The organism is Methanocella conradii HZ254, from assembly GCF_000251105.1.
In the GTDB taxonomy this organism is placed as follows: Archaea; Halobacteriota; Methanocellia; order Methanocellales; family Methanocellaceae; genus Methanocella; species Methanocella conradii.
On sequence record NC_017034.1, the window covers coordinates 1,030,970 to 1,049,721 of the forward strand.

The window sequence follows — 18,752 nt, forward strand, 5'->3', positions numbered from 1 at the left end:
AAAATGAATTATCTACTTTTTAATTAGAGGCCTCAAGATGAATGCCATTATGAGTAATATGATGGCTATTACCACGCCCGCTACGATGATGCCGATTGCCTGCGCGCTCGAGCCGCCCTCTGGAGGCTTAGCGGTTGTGCCCGGGGTTATCACAGCGGTCGGAGAAGCTGATGGAGGGGCCGGCGTAACCGTCTCATTCACGGCGGGTATCGGTGTAGGTGTAGGCGTTACTACAGGAGGCGCTACGACAAAAAAGGCTTTATCAGCGCTTACGCCACTATTGGCACTCATCGCCACCGCCGTGAGCTTCACGGCCCCGGCCTTGTTTGCGATAACCGTATAGCTGGCAATCCCATCCTTATCCGTGAAGACGTATGTGCCTATATCGGCAGGTATGATGGAGGTATCGTTTGATAGCATATATACCCTTACGCCTTCTGACTTTAGCGGGCCTCCCCTATATAGTATCTGGACCGAGACGTTATGAGGCGTGCCAGCCGTTAGCGTGTCATTGCCTTCCACATATGCGATTCCATCCGGCACGATGGGCAGCATCTGCCCCTGCGCCAGGCCAGAAAAAGCTGTCAAGCTTACCAGTATAAAAACTATGGCTATAAGCCCTCGGGAAATAATGCCTCATGCCTCCAATATATATCCTTGGGTAGATAAGATAAACTTTTTCTCACGCCTTAGCCTTTATCTCCTCGCGTAGGCGGGCCATGGTGGTCTTAAGCTCCGCGAAAGCGTTATGCTGGTGGATGCTCTCCTCGTTGACCTGCTTTAGAGTGATGACCGCATCGTCGGGAAGCTGGGGGAAGGCGTTCATCACGTTCTTCGCCATATCCCTGACGCAGTCCTCCACGAACTTCGGGTTAGCGTGGGCGTTGCTCACCACCTCTACCTCGTCAATCCTCTTTAAAAGCTCGAAGCTTGACGTGCTCATGGACTTTTCGATGATGTCTATTATCGTCTCGAGGGGTACCTTATAGTCGCCTACGACTTCAATGGATATGGTGCCGCGGCCGCGCTGGTTGTGGGTGGCCATTGGCACCTTCCGTAGGAATTGCTCTATCTTTTTCTGCTCCATGCCCAGGCTCTTAAGCTCCGCCTCTGCCCGCGCCTTCATCAATTCCTGTGCGCACGGGCACGCGGTTATGCCGACGACCTCCGCACCGATGACCTTCTTAACCTTAATGTTTTCATTTCTCTCTGCCACGGCCCTGGCAAATACCTTGACCACCTTCTGGGAGATGACCTCGGTCCTGGGCGTCTTACGCTTGACTATGAGCTCGCTGTCCATGTGAACCTCTGACCGCGTGGCATACTCATGCCGGTTCAGCAGGCGCCGCGCGATCTCCCCGCACAGGTCTTCTATCTCGTATACCGGCGACTTGACGCTCTCCTCGAGCACCTCGTCTATCACCTCAAAATTCCGGGAAAGGTTCGCGCCCCTCCTGTCAGATGGAAGGTCGACGTACATGTTAAACGTCGAAATCAGGATTATCGGCCTCTTCCCGGCCCTGGCCACCTTGACGAGCTTCTTCACGTTGGTGACGCCCACTCGCGAAAGGTTGATGGCCACCTCCGACTTTGTGGCCTGCACGTCAGGCAATACGTCTAACAAGGTCATAGCGATATCATCTTTTTATTGATTATTCATGCAATTTATTCTCTTTAATAGTTTTGGGTACTAGAAATAGAAAAATTATAATGTCCCCACATAGGGGGCAGCGACCTTACACTTTTTTAAAGCCAAAGGACTCCATGGTCACGTCGGCGTTTATGCCGCCTGCCACATAGGTTTCGCCCACGGAGACGTCATTAACGATAATCTCGGCAGGGGCGAATATCGACGGGTCAAGCTTATAGAAGTCGAACTTGGCCTCCTTGAAAACCGTATAGAACGGCCTGCCATAGTCCTTAGAGCTCGAGGAGGGGACCTTTGCCACGAAGTCCTTGATGTTGCCGCCATCAACGGTCAGCGTCACGCTGCCATGATAGATCGAGGCGTCGTTGGTCGTGCCCATGGCCACCGCCGGGTCCTTCTTGACGGGCGGGATGGGCGCGCTCCCGAATGCGCTAATGATATGCCTCGTATCGAAGCCCATCTCGTTAAGCTTATATACGGCAACTTCGACCACCCGGCCTGCTATCTGGATCGAGCCGACCAGGCTGTTGGTGGGGGCCACTATGGCGACCACGTTAGACGTTTCCACGCCACACTCGCTGGCAATATAGTCCATTACCTTCTCGCTCGGAAGCGCGCTCGCCTCGAGCGCAATCACGGCGAAGTCGCTGTCGTCCTCGTACTCGATCACTTCGTAGGTGTGCTTCGGCTTGAGCGCCAGGGCACGGGCCGGGCCGCTCCCCATCGCAAAGTAGCCTTCCTGGCTGATCCTCCAGCCAGCCTTCTGCGCGGCGAGGCACGCAAGGGTCGGGTAATCCGTGTACACCTCGATGAACGGGTAAAAGATCTCGTGCTTGAGCTTTTTATGCGTAATCGACGGCGAAGAGAGGCCGCCCATGCATATCTGCGTGAACGCCAGGCCGGCCTCGTAGCCGCCCTTCGCCTTAACTCCACAGTCTACAACGATGGAATCATTACCCAGAGTGTGGACCTCAACCTTGTAATCGTCAGGATAGTCTATCATATCTCCGACGATGTCATAAGAAATATCGTTGATGCTAATATCCCTGTAATTGTTGGCCAGGATAATCACCATGATGTAATTGCCAGCATACGTTTTTAATTTTTCCCTAAGGGCATGGATAACAGGTCATCCCCTTATTTGGACTATCATGCCTTCATTCAACGCCAGCCTTCTTCTAAGCTTGCGGGGGATGATAATGTATTTGCCCTCTTCGGCCTTGATTTCGGCCTGCCTTATCGTAACCTCATGTGTCTTGCCATCCGGTAGGGCTATATGTGCTTTGTTGCCTATCATGTTGAGCATGGCCATGGCTTTTCTATCTATCCATGCGACCTCGGCCTCCTCAAGCATTTCCAGCGTTTGTAGCCGCGAGCGGTGTGCCAGCATTATGCTCCTGTCCGAGCTCGTCGCCACGACGAGCTTAACCGCCGGAGGCTCTATGGGCTGGGGCGCTGGCATTTGCTTTGCCATGATGGGCTTTATCGTCGGCATTATCGTGTCGAATGGCTTCTCGACAAAGTGCGCTTCTGCCCTTGCTTTCGCTTTTTGCTTTAGGTATTTCTCGCTAAGCTCTGTGAAGTAAATGGTGACAGACGTGTGCTCCTTGAGATGGTCCATCTCGCTTATTGCGCTGTCGCCATAGGCGCGGCCTTCCGGAGAATCGTATATCGCCCCTGTCCGCTTTCCAAAGTTCATGAATACGTATCCCGTCGCATGGCCATCGCTTAGCTTCAGTACGCAGGTGCTTTTATCATTCGCCAGGTACCCGATAAGCAGCTTTGCCGTCATATAGGGGCCGAGCTCCGCCTCTATCATAGCATTGACATATTTATGTATGAAAATGTGCAGCAATTCCCGTGGTAGCTGATACGCCGCCATCCTTCCTTCTGCGGCTATCGCCTTGTTCTCCGCCGCCTCGACCAGGTCGTCGCCCACCGTTAGCCATCGCTTCCACTCCTGTATGGCCGTGATCGGCTCGCCCTCCAGGAAAATTATCGCTTCTTCATAATCAGGGTATGTAATGTGGATGCATCCATCGAATGCCTTACTCTTCAGCATGCCAGCCCTTATATAGTATTCCCTGGAGCTTACGTTCTCGAATAATGGCTGGTCTGATGGCATAAGCATGGCCTATACCGCCGTTAGAGCGCCCGTGGTGAAAAACAGCCCTGCAGCTATGCTAAGCACGCTCGAATACACGCTGCTGTCCGTCGTGATGAACCACTGTATGGCGGATGCCATGAATAGCGTGACGGCTCCCCATGCGAGGAAATAAAATATCCTCAGCTTATATGAATTATAAAGGTATAGCGATATAAATATCACTATTAGCTCTACCGCAATCGCAGCGAACGCCAGCATTTGTGTTATTTCCATAGCGATAACCTGTTTTTTATTAGACTTTACTCATTTATGAGGTTTTCTGTGTCCGCCCTAGCCATATTCTAAAAGCATTTCCGTTATCTTAAAGTTCTTTTCCGCCATTTCCACTTTTATGGGCACCGGCACCTGTGGGCTAACCCAGTAGGTTACGCTGAACCCTTTATTATCGGATGCCGAATAAACGGTTATGGGCATGATGCTACCGTCCGCCATCCTGGCCATGATGCTCTTTATGGGCCAGAAAGGCACGAAGTAGTAGGATAGCCCTATGTCGGGCAGGGTGTAGATTTGCAGCTTTGAGGTATCCCTGTCCTGGAAGTAGTCGCCAATGGTGCCCTTTGCATGCATTTTTAATACCTCATAGGTCGTTGCATTGCTCCATATATCATATGTAATGTTCATGCCGTTGCCTTCTGTGATGACCTGCATATACCTGGCGGGCTTGCCGTCGAGCGTATCATTCTTCACATATATCGTCATGTTCCAGGTGGAGTTTACGCCGCTGGCATGCATCGTGATATTATCCTTCCAGTAGTGGACGCCATTAAAATTGTAGAAGCTGCTGCCTGGCGTGGCGTTTTTCAGGTACTCTGCGCTAGAGTAGCAGCCAGACACCAGGGCTGAGCATCCTATTAAGAGGAATACCACGAGGTAGGCACGCTTCAAGAGGCTACACCTATAACTATTATTAAAATACAAATATATAATGGTGTTAGGCGATTATCACGGTAAGCCATGCCTGGGCTGCTTATTTGCCTGCTTTTTTGGGACGCCTTCGAGCTTTAGGAGCTTACGCTTTACCTCGAGGCCTCCTGAATAGCCGCCCGGCCCATTTGAGGCTACCACCCGATGGCACGGGATCACCAGTGGAATGGGGTTGGCAGCCATCACATTTCCCACAGCCCTGGCTGCACCAGGCCTGCCCACCATTCTCGCTACCTCTCCATAGGACATGGTCTTGCCGGCAGGAATCTTGCGGATGGCCTCTAGCACGGTACGCTGAAAATGAGTCGATCCATCAAGGCTTACATCATACTTTATAAAGTCATCCTTACCCGTAGCAAAATATTCTTTAATGGAGCCTATAATGCTCGACCCCTTAGGATTGCTGGCAGGCTTTTTCGGCGTCATCTCAACCCTTCTAATCTTCCCTTCTTCAACCTCAACCACGATATATAAGCCCAAATATTCAGAATAAAAGTGGTCTTCCATATCAGCCCTCGACATGTTCATATCCCTGGAATGCAAATAATCATCGGGCATAGATAAAAATGCTGGTTAGAAATGCTTTCCCAGGGGATTTTCTAGAGGTGGCAAAAAAGTCAAAGGAGTGGGCGGATCTCGTCATCGAAAGAGAGACCATATACCACATAATGACCGAGCATTTCAGGGATACGTGCTTCATCGCGGAGGAGAGGGGCGAGATGATAGGCTACCTGCTTGGCTTCAGGTCGCAGGCACGGCCCGAAGAGGCCTTAATTCACCTCATACAGGTGGCGCCTCACATGCGGGGAAATGGCATCGGGCGCCGGCTCTTCAACCAGTTCCAGTATACAGTTAAAAAGATGGGCTGCAAAAGGATAGTCGCTATCACCAAGCCCGAGAATAATTACTGTAACAGATTCCATAAGGCAATGGGGTTTAACGTGGTGGAAGCGGGAGAGGCCATCGAGGTCAACGGGGTGCGGGCGATAAAGGACTATAACGGGCCGGGAAAGCATATGGTCCTGTGGCATAAGAATATATGAAGAAAGTGTGACTATATTAGGTACCAGTCCGTATCGTTAATCGAGCGCTCTGTTACGCCCACGGTTCGTGGCGGAACGCCCTTCAGGGTGGTAAGCGCATCGCTCAAGTCCTGCAGGTAGGGCCGCCTGGATAGGCTCCCGAACTTAAATGGCTTATCGAGCTGGACGTTGGCCTCAAGCGTCTCGGGCCGGGGGACGATGTCAACCTTAATATTAGTGAGGGTGAGCGCCTTTTCCATCGCTTTCCTGAAATCGCCTATACAATAGGCCACCCTATGTCTATAGCAATGCCTGGTCTTCTCGAGGTAGCGGGCCAGCCTCTTGCTCTCGTTCCTCACGAACTCGTCTTTGACGGAGGCAACGTTGCACCGACCCAGCATGAACTCATAGTGCATGAACGGGTACTCCTCGTCCAGCTCCCTCGGGGTGACGCCGCACGTCCCGAATGTGACGATGTGGACTTCCTCTGGCTTTAAAATGCTAAAGATGATGCGGTCGTACATCTTGTGGGAAGGGCTTGCGTGATATGGCTTTACCTTGGCGCATGGGACGAAGATGCAAAAATCCCTCTCAGGTGGCTTATAAGCGTCAGAAAGTATCCACTCGTTGGCGCGCACCATGTCTGGGTGGCTCAACACACGTTCGCCCTTCATCGGCTCCTTAGAGCGCTCGTTCTCGGGGATGATCATGGCCGTAAGACTACTCCCTTTTAGCGATAAAATAGTTTTCCTTGAACTGTTGCGTTGAATATATGACCTTTCTTTTTCTAGTGGCTGAATGGGGGTTCTATTATTCGTTATTGGATGGTTTGACAGAACATCTTCTACTTCTAGAGACTAAAGAGGGGCTTCGCTTTTAACTCGAGCGCTCCGCGCGGCGTATGCCCCATTCAGCCTCGAATAGAAGAACCATCTGCTCGACCATCATATTAATATTTCAACGCAACACCTTAAACATCGCTTAAAAGCCTGAAACGGCCAAGCCTGGGCTGGGCATATACGTGATACCGCGTAGTCTTATCGGCAGAATTAAACTCTACGGTATGGAGGCTCCGGCCGTTCTTAGATAGCCGATACTGCCCTGACTCAAGCGTATCGAACTCGCTATCAGGGTTGAAGATCACCACGTCTTTATACTCTGCGTCTATATACTCGCCGGTGCTGGTGATGAGAAAACCTATCTTCAAGTGGCGCTGGCCTTTCGGGATGAAATAATAAAAGCGGTGGGCATCTCTCGTGCCAAGGATATACTTGCCTTCGCCCTCAGGAAGATATGTGCCCAGGGACATTAAAAAATATAAATCATTTTATTTATATAATTATTTGGGGCTTAAGTGCCGATCTTTAGCGGCTCGCACACCTGCTTGAGCGTCGCGATCGCCGATAGCGCCGCCAAATAGCTCGTCCTGGGGTTGGTAGCCGACGGCACATTTTCTATCTTAGCGTGGAAGTCCCCAAAGTCGCCTTTGACGTGTATCTCGTGGACGTTACGGGTTATCGTTGGATCGACCACGACCTTGACCACGGTCTTTTCGAACCCTATGCCCACGAGGCTGAGGGATGCGGCCACGTTGACGTTTGCCGGGAACTCCTTTATCGCGATAGCTGCAGGCCCCGAAAATATCTCAGTGGGCACGGTAAACTTATCCAGGTCGATGTTGTTCCTCACCACGAATGGCGCCCCCTTTAGGCCTCTTGCTGGCTTTCGAGTCGTGATGGTGACACACTCGACGTGCTTAATTGAAGCCGACTTAACTGCGTCCAGCCCTCCAATCGCCCCGGAAGGCACATAGATGCTACAATGATGCTCCCTTGCCAGGGCCTTGATCTGCTCCAAAAGTTCTTTATCGGAGAGGGCGCCCACGCTCATTATCATCACGCTCTTAGAGTTCGACAGCGCAGTTATCGCAACCTCTCTGACGGCAGCCTGCGACGCCGCCTCGACTACGATGTTACACTCCTTCACGAGGTCTTCAAGCGGTAACACCTTAGGCTTCTGAGCGAGCGAGGCGGCAAACTCTTCTGCCTCATCTACCTTTCTATCCCAGAGCGCGACGAGCCTGGCCGGCACCGTGCCATCGTCAATGGCCCTGGCTATCTCCTTACCGATGGCCCCTGCGCCGACAATACCTATCTTGAACATCATTATCGCAGGTCTCATATATCTTGATTGCTCAAATGATTTACGGTGGAATAATGCTCTCTACGGAAGAACTGGACGCCTACCTGGAGGAAGACCTTGGCGATGATGACGACTCGAATGGCATAGTCCCGGCCGTCGAGGCGTTCGGCAGCATAGCGTGTAAGGAGGAAGGCGTTCTGGCAGGCCTGGAAGAAGCATGTGCCGTGTTCAGGCACCTCGGCCTTACGACGGCCACATCTTTCGTGGATGGCCAGCCACTTAAAAAAGGCGACGTAGTCCTGGAGGTCAGAGGCAGCGCACGAGACATGATGCGAGGAGAAAGGCTGGCCCTTAACTTTTTAGGACGGATGAGCGGCATAGCGACCCTTACGGCGAAGTGCATATCGCTGGCGCCCGGGGTACGCATCGCGGCAACGAGAAAGACTACGCCGGGCTTCCGCAAGTTCGAGAAAAAGGCCGTCAAGCTGGCCGGCGGCGATGCACACCGCTATGACCTTTCCTCTGCCGTGATGATTAAAGACAACCAGATCCGCGTCATGGGCCTTGAAAGCGCCATCAGGGAAGCGAAAAGGAGTGCGAGCTTCACCAAGAAGATAGAGGTCGAGGTTGAATCGATCGAAGATGCTGAGAAGGCGGCGAGGCTCGGCGTCGATATAATCATGTTTGATAACATGAAGCCCGCCACCATAAAGGAGGGAGTAAAAAAGGTGAAAGCCATCGATGCCCGCATTTTATTGGAGGCTTCCGGCGGCATCACCCTCGAGAACCTGGCGGATTATGCCAGGACGGGCGTAGACGCCATATCGCTTGGCGCCCTGACGAGAGACGCCCGCTGGCTCGACTTCAGCATGGACATCCGGCCTTTAATCATTTCAGGGCATCGATGATGCTCTCCATATCGACATGCTCGGAAAACATGCTTTTCATGAGCTCGATCTTCTGGGGGTTCTTAATGCGAACGCTGCGCAGGAGCGCCTCCATCTTATCCACCAGGGTCATCGTGTCGTCCGGGAATAGTATGATAGGAATGCCAAGCTCTTCCGCCCTGCCAAGGACAGGGGCCTCCGGGTACAGGTTACCCGATAGCAGCACGCAGCTTGACCGCGCCTCCAGCGCTGCCATCTGCGTATCCGCACGGTCACCCGCCGTGATGACGGCCCTGTTGGGCTTTCTCCTGAAAACCTTTATGGCATTCTCGAGAGACATTGCGCCCACGACGATGCCGCTCACGGATACGTCGATGTTTTCTTTTCCGGCAAGCACCTGGCCATGTAGCTCTTCGGATATCTCTCCAGCCGTCACGCTCATCAAAGCCTTATTCTGGGGGATGACGCCAAGGACCTTTACGCTCCTCTTTTCAAAGTATGGCACGACCTTTTCCTTTACAAAGTTAATGAAGTTCGGCCCTATATTGTTGAATACTATGCCTACGAGCTCAACGTCCCTGGGCAGGAGCTTCATGTAGGTCACGATGCGGTTGACGGCGAAGTCATCACAATACCTCGCCACGAGAAGGATTTTGCTCCCCGTCATGCGGGCTACATCGAAGTCGGATAGGCTCAATACGCTGCCGCCACTCAAGTCACCCGCGCCTTCCAGCATGACGGCGTCCTTGCCCTTGCTTACCTTTTCAAACGTAGCCAGTAGCTTCTCGGCAAGAGGCTTCTCCTTGCCTTCCAGGACGTCGTCAAGCAGGCGGTATGTAAACAATATGGGCGCCAGGTCGTCAAGGCTTTCCTGTAGCCCGAGTATGCGCTTCATGTTCAGGGCGTCGTCGTCCGTCAATACACCGTTGGCGTCGACGATGATATTTCCCACGGGCTTCATGTAGCCAACCTTGTAATCATAGTCCTTGAGTTTCAATGCCAGCGCCATCGTGATAGCGCTTTTACCGGAGTAGAGGTCCGGAGAGCTTACCATTATCGAACGCATTCGTCTTCCTCATTGGATACTAAATATTTAATCATGATATTTAATACTATCTCGTCCTTTGTCATTAATAGTTTAACTTTTTTTCGCTTGGGCTCCGCTTGCATATGATGCCATTCTACCATTAAGCATTTATGCATAGGAGTGGGCTTTAATATTAGTGTTCGTCATGATGGTCAGGGCCACGTATCATGTGGAGGCGGAAGCGCCTCTTGAGAAGGTAGCTAAGGAGATAGCCGCCGAGCAGTCTACCGGCACATGGACCGACGTGCCCGCCGAGCGCGATGTCCATGAAAAGCTTGGCGCCCGCGTCGTAAGCGCAAAAGAGGGCACGGTAGTCATCGATTTTCCCGCCGAGATTTTTGAGCCTGTGAACGTGCCGCAGATATTATCCGTGGTGGCCGGTAACCTGTTTGGCCTGGGGGGCCTTAAAGCCCTACGGCTTGAGGATGTTGACTTTACCCCCCTGTTGAAGCATTATAAGGGGCCGAGGTTTGGCATCCAGGATGTCAGGAAGTACCTGGGGGTGTATGATAGGCCGCTGATAGGGACGATTATAAAGCCTAAGGTCGGCTTAAGCCCGAAGCGCACTGCAGAGGTGGCAGAACAGGCAGCTTTAGGCGGCCTTGACCTGATCAAGGACGACGAGACCTTGACCGATCAGGCGTTTTGCCCGCTGGAGGAGAGGCTGACAGCGGTCATGGATAAGCTTGATAAGGCGGAGGCCGTGGTCGGTAAGCCCTGCCTTTATGCCGTCAACGTGACCGCGGGTGCGGACAAGATAGTAGAGCGGGCGGAGAGGGCCAAAGAGCTAGGCGCTAACATGATAATGGTTGACATATTGACCGCAGGGTTTTCCGCGGTCCAGGCAATCAACGAGGCCGGCATAAACCTGCCCATACACGTACACAGGACGATGCACGGCGCCTTAACGCGCGGCGCATTCGGCATCTCCATGCCCGTCATAGCAAAGCTGACGAGAATGGTTGGCGGCACAAACCTGCACATTGGCACCTATAGCGGCAAGATGGAGCGTAATATAAGCGATATTGACCGCTCAAGGGATATATTGCGAGAGCCATGGAACGATTTCAAGCCGATGTTTCCCGCTGTGTCGGGCGGCATTTACCCTCAGCTTGTAAAGGCAAACCTCGACCATTATGGCATTGATTGCATACTACAGGCTGGCGGGGGCATTCATGGGCACCCCGAAGGCACCATAGCCGGCGCGAAGGCCATGTTTCAGGCGGTCGAGGCATGGAAAAAACAGGCTCCGCTGCCAGAATACGCTAAGGCGCATCACGAGCTTGCCGTAGCGCTGAAAAAGTGGGGGCATTAAAGCATACACAAAGGGAAAAGTATTATATGCAATAAAATGAAAATAAGTTCTTGCCATGCAAGCGCCATCTTTGACGAAGTACTGGGACGAAAAGCGGGGAAGGATGTCCATACTCTTAAAAAACGGGGAGAAGCCGCTACGGGACATATCGATAGAGGATGAGTATCCTACTACACTAGAGGGCATGATCTGCTTTGCTAAGTCCGGTGGCATCGCCCCCGTTGCATCTGCTTCGGGCGGAAAGATGGTGTGGAAAGTGGCAAGCCTGGCGCCTGGCGAGGTAAAGGAGCTCATATATACGGCTCTCACAAGGGAAGCGCTGGATGGGCTATCGCCAAAAAGGCCTACGCCCGCAGACGCAGCGCTCCTGTCATCCATGGCGTCACGGGCGCCAGCGTTATATGTGGGCCAGGCGGAGGTCAAGGGCGTCGAAGAGCCAGCCCGGGAAGAGCGGCTGGCAGAAAAGGAGAAGGCTGAAAGGCGCGCAGTCGTCATCGCCGTAGGGGCCGGCAAGGGGGGCACCGGAAAGACCACCTTCGCGATAAACCTGGGCGTCGCCCTGGCGGAGATGGGATGCGACACGGTGCTGATGGACGCAGACACGAGCATGGGCAACCTCTCCACGTACGTAGGCCTCGAGCCTCAAAGCCTCAAGGCCACGCTCCACGAGGTGCTCGCGGGCGAGGCGGAGCCGGATAAGGCCGTGTACCGGGCCTTCAGCGACAGGCTGAGGCTGGTGCCAAGCGGCCTCTCCCTGGAGGGCTTCTTAAAGATGGACCGCTCCCTCCTCAAGGATGTAATAGAACACTTCTCGAAGAATGCGGACTTCATGGTAATAGACACCCCGGCCGGGTACAACAAGGAGCTAGCCCTGTCGCTGGCGGCCTCCGACCACCTCATACTCGTGCTGAACCCCGACGAGGGGAGCATGACGGATGGCCTCAAAGTGCAGGAGATGGCTAAGATCTTGAAGGTGAACGTTTTGGGAGTTGTGTTAAACCGCTACGATATGAAAAACCCTCAGTTCTCCCCTTCTCAGGTTGAGGAGCACTTCGGGACGCCTGTAATAGCCATGCTGCCAGAAGAGCCTGGCGTGAGGCGTAAGGACAAGGTGCCCGCCGTGCTGGCCAGCCCATCCAGCAAGATGTCTATGGAGGTGTACCGCGTGGCTGAGATGGTGTCGGGGGTAAAAGCCCCAGCAGAAAGCCCGTCATTCGCGTCCAGGCTCATGCTGGCCCTCTTCCGCACGGCAAATATTTAGCTTTTTAAGGCGACTATTAAGCGTGATACTGATAGGCACGTCGGGCTGGTCCTACGACGATTGGGTGGGCGAATTCTACCCTGCTGGCCTTGGCAAGGAAAAGAGGCTAGAGTTCTACGCTAAACACTTTCATACGACGGAGATCAATAGCACTTACTACGCTTTCCCTTCGCCGGCGATGGTGCAAAGCTGGATCGCAAAGGCTTCCAGGCTGCAGGGCTTCGAGTTCTCCCTGAAGATGCCTAAACGCGTGACTCATGACAGCCTTTTGCTGGACGTGGAGCACGCCCTCGAGTTCGAGTCTAAGGTTCTAGTGCCCATGAGGGACGCCTCCTGCCTCGGCGCGGCGCTCATACAATTATCGCCATACGTCATGCTCTCCCATAAGGGCGAAGGGACCGACCACCTCGAGCGGCTTGAGGCGCTTCTCGGCCGTCTCGATACCGGGAAGATCGACTACGCGGTCGAGTTTCGCCACAGGTCATGGCTTGATGGGGGCAGGCTACGAGATGAGGTAAAAGCCATGCTAAAAAGGCGAAACGTGGCCGCCTGTGCCGTCGACGGCCCGTCCATGCCGCCCACAGTCGAGGATACCGCCAGGCACGTATACGTACGTTTTCACGGCCGCAACGCGGATGTCTGGTATAGGAAAAAAGGCGATGGCCCTCACATGAATCGATATGATTATAACTACACGGAGGAGGAGCTTCTCTCCTGGAAGAGGCGCCTGAAGCCTCTTGCCGGCGGCACGATAAGGGCCTATTTCAACAACCATCCCCACGCCAACGCCGCGAGGAACGCCATGCTATTCGAGTCCCTCATGGGATTGAGGCCCGCACAGAAGACAGAAAGGCAATCTGGCCTGTCGAGGTTTTTTCAGGATTGAGGCGAGCGGCGAGGCACGGTGAAACGCATCGATAGCAGGCTGATCTCATAAAATATGACAAGTGGCACGCCCACCATAATCTGCGTCAGCACGTCGGGGCTGGTCACCAGGGCGGCGACTATGAATATTATGACGTACATGTGGCGGCGGTACTTCTTGAACACCTCGACCGGGACGATGCCCGAGCGGGCCAGCACCGTCATGACCAGGGGCAGCTCGAAGACCATGCCGAACACGAAAGTCGTGAGCATGGCGAAGTTGATGAACTCCGACACCCGCCAGTGGTTGGCCACGCCCACGTCGGTCGCGCTCTGCAGCAAGTACTGGAAAACGAGGGGGAGCATGAGGTAATAGGAGTATGCGCAGCCCAGCATAAACAATGCCAGGGCTATCGCCCCGACGAGTATCATCTTAATCTTGCTAACCCTGAACCGGCCTCCCAGCCTCGCCTTTATAAGGTATCTGTATCCAAAGAAGAACAATATGGGCAGGGCAGCGATGACGCCGATGATGAAGGATAGCTTAAGCTCAAGCATCATGAGCTCGAGGGGCTGGGTCTGTACCAGCGTGTACTGGCCCTTGAGAAGGTCATCCCTCATGCGCGCCACCATCGCCCCCGTGAAAGGGAATGAGATGGTGGCGATGACGAGGACGTATAAGGCTATATACAGTATGCCCTTCTTGAACCTGGCCAAAAGGGCTGCGACTTCTTTAAGCGATGCCAGCGTGACCGCCCCTCAAAATATACAGGCTGGTAAAATAAATACTTAGGGGATGACGCGTGTCAGCCTGTATCTTTCATCTTTTCTACGAGAAGGTCCTCGTAGACCTCCTTGGTCCGGGCGGCGATAAGCTTCCAGTCGAACTCCTCCTCGGCAAGCCGCCTGCCAGCCCTGCCCATCGCCCTCATCTTTTCAGGGTCGTCCAGGAGGGCGTTGACCTTTTCTGCCAACGCTCGCGGGTCCCGCATGGGCACCACGTACCCGTTCACGCCATCCTTTACCAGCTCGGCGTTGCCGCCAGCGTTAGTGCAGACCACGGGCCGAGACGAGGACATGGCCTCGAGTATGGCGATGGGCAGCACCTCCCACACCGAGGGCAGCACGAAAATATCGCAGGTGCCATACGCCTCCTTAAGGTCCTCCTCGCCCATATATCCTGAAAAGATGACGCTCTTTTCCAGGCCCATCGCATTCACCTTCCTCTTGAGCTTTTCTAGCGAGCTCCCCCTGCCTACCAGCAGCAGCTTTGCGTCAGGGTGTTTTGCGAGCACCATGGGCATCGCCTCTATCAAGTATGGAACGCCCTTCTGCGTGATCATGCGGCCCACGAACAGGAGCATCGGGCCTTCGATGCCGTACCGCCGGCGGACGCTCATGGCCGACGTAGGCTTGAATGAGCCGACGTTGATGCCGTTGTGGATTGTGACTATTTTCCGCCCATCTATGTGGTATTTCTCGATGTCGTGCTTGACCCACTCCGAGACGGCGATGATCCTGTCTGCGAGGGCGAACGGCCAGCGGCCGATGAGCCAGTCGTATGCCAGGCCGAGGGCCGCGATGGCCGGCGATATGCCCACGGGCCTCGCGTTATGGATGGTCATCATGAACGGCTTGCGCTTGATGCGGGCGTAAAGTGCCGCAGCGTCGAAGTCCGGGAAGAAGCGGTTCTGGAGGTGGATGATGTCGAAGCCGTGCTCGTCGTCCAGCCTTTTCAGATACCATGGTAATAGCGGGGATATGACCAATGGTGGGGGGTAGAGGCCTGGCACCTTGACGCTCACGCATGGCACCCGGTAGACCCTGACGCCTTCAAGCTCCTCGTAGGCCGGGGCGCCGTCGGTTCGGGCCGTCAACACTGTCACGTCGACGTTCTGGCGGGCCAGCTCCCGCGATAGCTCGTACATGTGCTTCTCAACGCCGCCGCTAAAGGGGTGGAACAGGGCGTTAACCAGGCATATTTTCATCGTATCCGCCGTTGCATACGATAGCGAAATATTTAATGATTGTGTTGCTGTGATGAATGTATGTTATCTTGAATCTTCTTTTACTATGATTGAGGGGGTTCTATTTTATAGTGGATGGTTTGGCAGCTCATCTTCTACTTCTAGATAAAGGGGTGCGCCGCGCGGAGCGCTCAAGTAAAAAGCAAAGTAATCCCCCCTTCAGCCTCAAATGGAAGAACCATTTGCCCGACCATCATATTAATGATTAAACACGGCAGATTGCGTATTAACTGGCGTCGTACATGAGTTGGGACAAGGATGGGCGGCATTCCGGCCTGGAGGTGGCACGGGGGGCCGCTGAAGACATACGAGACGTGTTCGCAGACGCGGCCAGGTGCGCGCCTCCAGAGGACAGCGCATACATCTCGTATCTCCTCGATATGGCGATACGAGGCGATATAGGCGTTTACTCCCTGTCGGCCCGATGCCACACCATAGGGGCAATATGCTACAGGATGCTCGACGGAGATGTCGAGCTCGCCTTCGGGCACGTCATCTGGGGCGATACGGAGCCATACTTTTTAGAGTCCGTCGTCAAGGACCTTTTTGATTTCGGCGCGCATACGATCAGAAGCAACTTTAACTGGCCTGCCCCCTGGAGTTTCATCAGAGGGGCGGAGGCGATGGGCTTCAAGATGGTAGAGCGCATGAGCATGTGCCTTGCCCCGATGCCCGTAAAGCCCTCTGTAAGCGGCTTCGAGATATTGCCATGGGATGACCGCCACGCCGGTGATGTCTGTCGAATCATTAGCGAATGCCAGGCCCCCGCAGACCGCCCCGTCTACCCGGCGCTCAGCAGGACCGAGGATGCTGTGGCGCTCGTGGAGAGCGTCATGAGGGACGAGCACGGCAAATTCATGAGAAGCCTTTCATACGTGGCCGTCGTGGGCCGCGTCATCGGATTCCTCATATCCACGATGGTGTCGGATGGCAGCATACTAATACTGGACATAGGCGTCGAACGTGGCCACAGGAGGAAAGGGGTGGGAGGCGCCATGCTCGATCGGCTCATAGGGGACGCGTACGCCGCCGGATATGGCCAGATAATTCTGGCCGTAACCTCCAATAATTATGATGCCATCAGGCTGTACCGGCGTAAGGGCTTCAGGGTGAGCGGCCACTATAAACACTACATAATGTCGAAGGTAAGCTAATCCCTCGGCCTGTACTCGGCGTCCATCACTTCCCGTATCTTTTTAGCGGTCTTTTCGCCCACCTTGTCGACCTGCTTTAGCTCTTCCTCGGTGGCGTTGACGATGGCCTTCACCGAGCCGAAGTGCCTCAAAAGGTTTTTTGCGATTACAGGCCCCACCTCGGATATGGCCGATACCAGGTACTCCTGCCTTTCCGCCAGTGTATGGGAGGCCTTCTGGGCGTGGGGGTTCACGCTGCGCTTGCGCTCTATTTGCTCGCGCCTCGCCACTGAGTACAGGAATGAGGCGGTCTCGGCCTCGTCGGCCGTGAAGATGATGGGCACCCCGTAGTCGACCGCAATCGAGGCCAGGACGCCGTGGATGACGGCGGGCGAGACGCGCCTCTTCGTGTACAGCCCTTCTCCCTCAATGACCAGTATGGGCCGCATGTAAGAGTGCTTCATGGCTATCACCTGCTCGAACAGGCTCCGCCCCGCCCCGAAGAGCGTGTCCAAAAAATCGTCCGCCGTCTTGCGCTCCACGCACACCCTGTCAGAGAGGACGTAATCGCCTACCTCTAGCGTTTTGACGTTAAGCGAGACGCTCATGCCCTCCAGGTTTTTCACGACAGCAGAGCGCATCTCCCTGGCGTCCACGTAAACCTCAACCCTTTCCGGCGGCTTTTCAAACTCTTCCAGGCTACGCTGCTCGGCCGGAGCCGCCACCTGGGCATTTTGCAACAGCTCCTCCATGCGCTGGCCATCCTTCATGTCCCGCATGGTCCGGTACATCCTCTTCTCCTTAGCCTGGCTCACGCGGTAAGTGCCCTCGTCCCTCGTCCCCTTTGAGATTAAGACGACCACCCTGCCCACGGCGTTCCTCCCGGTCCGTCCCCGGCGCTGGATAGTCCTTATCTCGGATGGCACGGGCTCGTAAAAGATGACCAGGTCCGTCGATGGGATGTCCAGCCCCTCCTCCGCCACCGATGTCGCGATGAGAGTATTAAACTCGCCCGATCTGAAAGCATTCAAGATCTCCACCTGTCTCTTCTGAGTCAAACCCTTATCGTTTAGCTTAGACGCCTGCCCCACGAACCTGACCGGCCTAATGCCCTCCACTTTAGCCAGCTCCTTCGAGACGAAGTCCGCCGTGTCCCTGAAATTCGTGAAAACTATAATCCTTGAGGAGGGGTTCTCCCTTATCTGCTCCAGGACTATCTCCTTGACCTTCTCGGTCTTGGGGTTGACCTCGTCAGCCGTGTCCGCTATGCGCATCGCGCCGGCCAGTCGGGCGTCCTGCATGAGGCGCTTTGTGGCCTTGCTGCCCCCCTTGCTCCCGGCCTCGTCCTTGAGGCGCTCGAAATACTTCTTGAGCGGCACGACGCCCTGGGTCTGTATCAGGTCGACGGCGTGCTCGATTTTCATTATTTCGGCGAGGATGGAGACTGCCCTGTAGCTCTCGGGGGAGCCGCCCCTGGATATGTCGGCCTGCAGCTTCTCCTGGAGCATGAGCAACTCCTTTTTGGTGAGGCGGGATTCTCTGACCACGCCCAAGGCCTTGAGCCTGTCCATCCTGTCGTCCATGAGAGAATCCAGCAATATCTTTATCTCTGCGGCCTTATCCGGAACGTTTACCCTGACCCACTCTACGTCCTTCTCGTAGATGTATGGCGCCACGTCGGGGTCCTTCTCCGTCTTTATTTCGACGCGCTCGATGAAGAGGTTCTGCTTGACCTCGTTTATCTTCTCCGGTGTGCTGCCCGGCGATGCGGTGATTCCCAGTACGAGGGGATTCGCTGACTGCTCCACGTACTTTTTAGCTATGTACACGTATGCGTAGTCGCCCGTTGCTCGGTGTGCCTCGTCGAAGACTATTAGAGAGACGTCTTTCAGGTCGAACCGTTTTGTTAGCAGGTCGTTCTCTATGACCTGGGGGGTTGAGACGATGATGCGTGAGCCTTTCCAGATGTCTACCCTTTTTGATGGCGCGACGCTGCCCGTGAACACGGCGACCTGTTCCGGGATCGTAAGCGTCCTCTTGAGGAAGGCTGCGTGCTGCTCCACGAGTGGCTTTGTCGGGGATAGCATTAAGGCCTTGCCCTTTTCCAGCCTTTCCAGCATGACCAGCAGGGCTATGATGGTCTTGCCCAGCCCGGTAGGGAGCACTATGAGTGACGACTTTTCCAGTGCATTGCGTGCGAGCGTGAGCTGGTAGGCGCGGCTCGACACCGTGTCCGGCTTTAGCAGGGGATGGCTGACGAATTCGGGCATGCTCT

The 18,752-nt window shown here is 54.4% G+C and carries 20 protein-coding genes; 6 read left to right on the plus strand and 14 right to left on the minus strand.

All coding sequences use genetic code 11. The features are described 5' to 3' along the window. Positions 1-12: 12 nt before the first annotated feature. The 7 genes from MTC_RS05290 to MTC_RS05320 form a co-directional block, all read right to left on the minus strand. Positions 13-588, minus strand: a complete 576-nt coding sequence (locus MTC_RS05290) for a hypothetical protein (RefSeq protein WP_237705981.1) — start codon at positions 586-588, stop codon at positions 13-15. 94 nt (positions 589-682) lie between these two features. Next, positions 683-1,630, minus strand: a complete 948-nt coding sequence (mptA, locus tag MTC_RS05295; RefSeq protein ID WP_014405656.1) for a GTP cyclohydrolase MptA — start codon at positions 1,628-1,630, stop codon at positions 683-685. Between the two features lie 106 nt (positions 1,631-1,736). Next, complete coding sequence (gene mch / locus MTC_RS05300) at positions 1,737-2,723, minus strand: methenyltetrahydromethanopterin cyclohydrolase (protein ID WP_014405657.1); 987 nt, start codon at positions 2,721-2,723, stop codon at positions 1,737-1,739. A gap of 54 nt (positions 2,724-2,777) precedes the next feature. Beyond that, the gene (locus MTC_RS05305; protein WP_048189049.1) at positions 2,778-3,773 is read right to left on the minus strand and encodes a hypothetical protein; all 996 of its coding nucleotides are present in this window, start codon (positions 3,771-3,773) and stop codon (positions 2,778-2,780) included. Between the two features lie 9 nt (positions 3,774-3,782). Further along, positions 3,783-4,028, minus strand: a complete 246-nt coding sequence (locus tag MTC_RS05310) for a hypothetical protein (protein WP_014405659.1) — start codon at positions 4,026-4,028, stop codon at positions 3,783-3,785. 57 nt (positions 4,029-4,085) lie between these two features. Then, positions 4,086-4,700 carry a hypothetical protein gene (locus MTC_RS05315; RefSeq protein ID WP_014405660.1) on the minus strand — a complete coding sequence of 205 codons (615 nt, stop codon included), beginning with the start codon at positions 4,698-4,700 and terminating at the stop codon, positions 4,086-4,088. Positions 4,701-4,757: 57 nt separating this feature from the next. Beyond that, positions 4,758-5,204, minus strand: a complete 447-nt coding sequence (locus tag MTC_RS05320; protein WP_237705982.1) for a methylated-DNA--[protein]-cysteine S-methyltransferase — start codon at positions 5,202-5,204, stop codon at positions 4,758-4,760. 140 nt (positions 5,205-5,344) lie between these two features. On the opposite strand from MTC_RS05320, the gene MTC_RS05325 reads away from it, so the two are divergent. After that, the gene (locus MTC_RS05325; RefSeq protein ID WP_237705983.1) at positions 5,345-5,782 is read left to right on the plus strand and encodes a GNAT family N-acetyltransferase; all 438 of its coding nucleotides are present in this window, start codon (positions 5,345-5,347) and stop codon (positions 5,780-5,782) included. Between the two features lie 11 nt (positions 5,783-5,793). Here the strand turns inward: MTC_RS05325 and MTC_RS05330 are convergent, their stop codons facing one another. The 3 genes from MTC_RS05330 to MTC_RS05340 form a co-directional block, all read right to left on the minus strand. After that, positions 5,794-6,471 carry a DUF5591 domain-containing protein gene (locus MTC_RS05330; protein WP_014405663.1) on the minus strand — a complete coding sequence of 226 codons (678 nt, stop codon included), beginning with the start codon at positions 6,469-6,471 and terminating at the stop codon, positions 5,794-5,796. Positions 6,472-6,731: 260 nt separating this feature from the next. Next, the gene (locus MTC_RS05335; RefSeq protein WP_014405664.1) at positions 6,732-7,070 is read right to left on the minus strand and encodes a hypothetical protein; all 339 of its coding nucleotides are present in this window, start codon (positions 7,068-7,070) and stop codon (positions 6,732-6,734) included. 41 nt (positions 7,071-7,111) lie between these two features. Further along, positions 7,112-7,924, minus strand: coding sequence for an aspartate dehydrogenase (locus MTC_RS05340; protein WP_048189051.1), 813 nt, complete (start codon positions 7,922-7,924; stop codon positions 7,112-7,114). A 53-nt stretch (positions 7,925-7,977) separates the two neighbouring features. On the opposite strand from MTC_RS05340, the gene nadC reads away from it, so the two are divergent. Further along, positions 7,978-8,811 carry a carboxylating nicotinate-nucleotide diphosphorylase gene (nadC, locus tag MTC_RS05345; protein ID WP_014405666.1) on the plus strand — a complete coding sequence of 278 codons (834 nt, stop codon included), beginning with the start codon at positions 7,978-7,980 and terminating at the stop codon, positions 8,809-8,811. On the opposite strand, the gene MTC_RS05350 is transcribed toward nadC, so the two are convergent. After that, a complete protein-coding gene (locus MTC_RS05350) occupies positions 8,792-9,856 on the minus strand; it encodes a phosphotransacetylase family protein (RefSeq protein ID WP_014405667.1) in 1,065 nt (354 codons plus the stop codon). The genes nadC and MTC_RS05350 overlap by 20 nt on opposite strands. Before the next feature lie 166 nt (positions 9,857-10,022). Here MTC_RS05350 and MTC_RS05355 point away from each other — a divergent pair, with 166 nt between their 5' ends. From MTC_RS05355 to MTC_RS05365, 3 genes are read left to right on the plus strand one after another with little or no spacing between them, the layout of a single operon-like run. Continuing rightward, on the plus strand, positions 10,023-11,192 hold the full coding sequence (locus MTC_RS05355) for a RuBisCO large subunit C-terminal-like domain-containing protein (RefSeq protein WP_014405668.1): 1,170 nt from the start codon (positions 10,023-10,025) through the stop codon (positions 11,190-11,192). Between the two features lie 55 nt (positions 11,193-11,247). After that, positions 11,248-12,453 (plus strand): cell division ATPase MinD, encoded by a 1,206-nt coding sequence (gene minD, locus MTC_RS05360; protein WP_014405669.1) that lies wholly within the window; start codon positions 11,248-11,250, stop codon positions 12,451-12,453. 22 nt (positions 12,454-12,475) lie between these two features. After that, positions 12,476-13,339 (plus strand): DUF72 domain-containing protein, encoded by an 864-nt coding sequence (locus MTC_RS05365; protein ID WP_014405670.1) that lies wholly within the window; start codon positions 12,476-12,478, stop codon positions 13,337-13,339. Here the strand turns inward: MTC_RS05365 and tatC are convergent. Beyond that, positions 13,330-14,034, minus strand: coding sequence for a twin-arginine translocase subunit TatC (tatC, locus tag MTC_RS05370; RefSeq protein ID WP_014405671.1), 705 nt, complete (start codon positions 14,032-14,034; stop codon positions 13,330-13,332). The two genes, MTC_RS05365 and tatC, sit on opposite strands and share 10 nt — an antisense overlap. A gap of 89 nt (positions 14,035-14,123) precedes the next feature. Further along, on the minus strand, positions 14,124-15,305 hold the full coding sequence (locus MTC_RS05375) for a glycosyltransferase family 4 protein (RefSeq protein WP_014405672.1): 1,182 nt from the start codon (positions 15,303-15,305) through the stop codon (positions 14,124-14,126). 281 nt (positions 15,306-15,586) lie between these two features. Here MTC_RS05375 and MTC_RS05380 point away from each other — a divergent pair, with 281 nt between their 5' ends. Further along, entirely contained in the window at positions 15,587-16,498 is a 912-nt protein-coding gene (locus MTC_RS05380) for a GNAT family N-acetyltransferase (protein WP_014405673.1), read from the plus strand. Here MTC_RS05380 and MTC_RS05385 read toward each other — a convergent pair. After that, a complete protein-coding gene (locus MTC_RS05385; protein ID WP_048189559.1) occupies positions 16,495-18,747 on the minus strand; it encodes a DEAD/DEAH box helicase in 2,253 nt (750 codons plus the stop codon). The genes MTC_RS05380 and MTC_RS05385 overlap by 4 nt on opposite strands. Between the last annotated feature and the right edge of the window lie 5 nt (positions 18,748-18,752).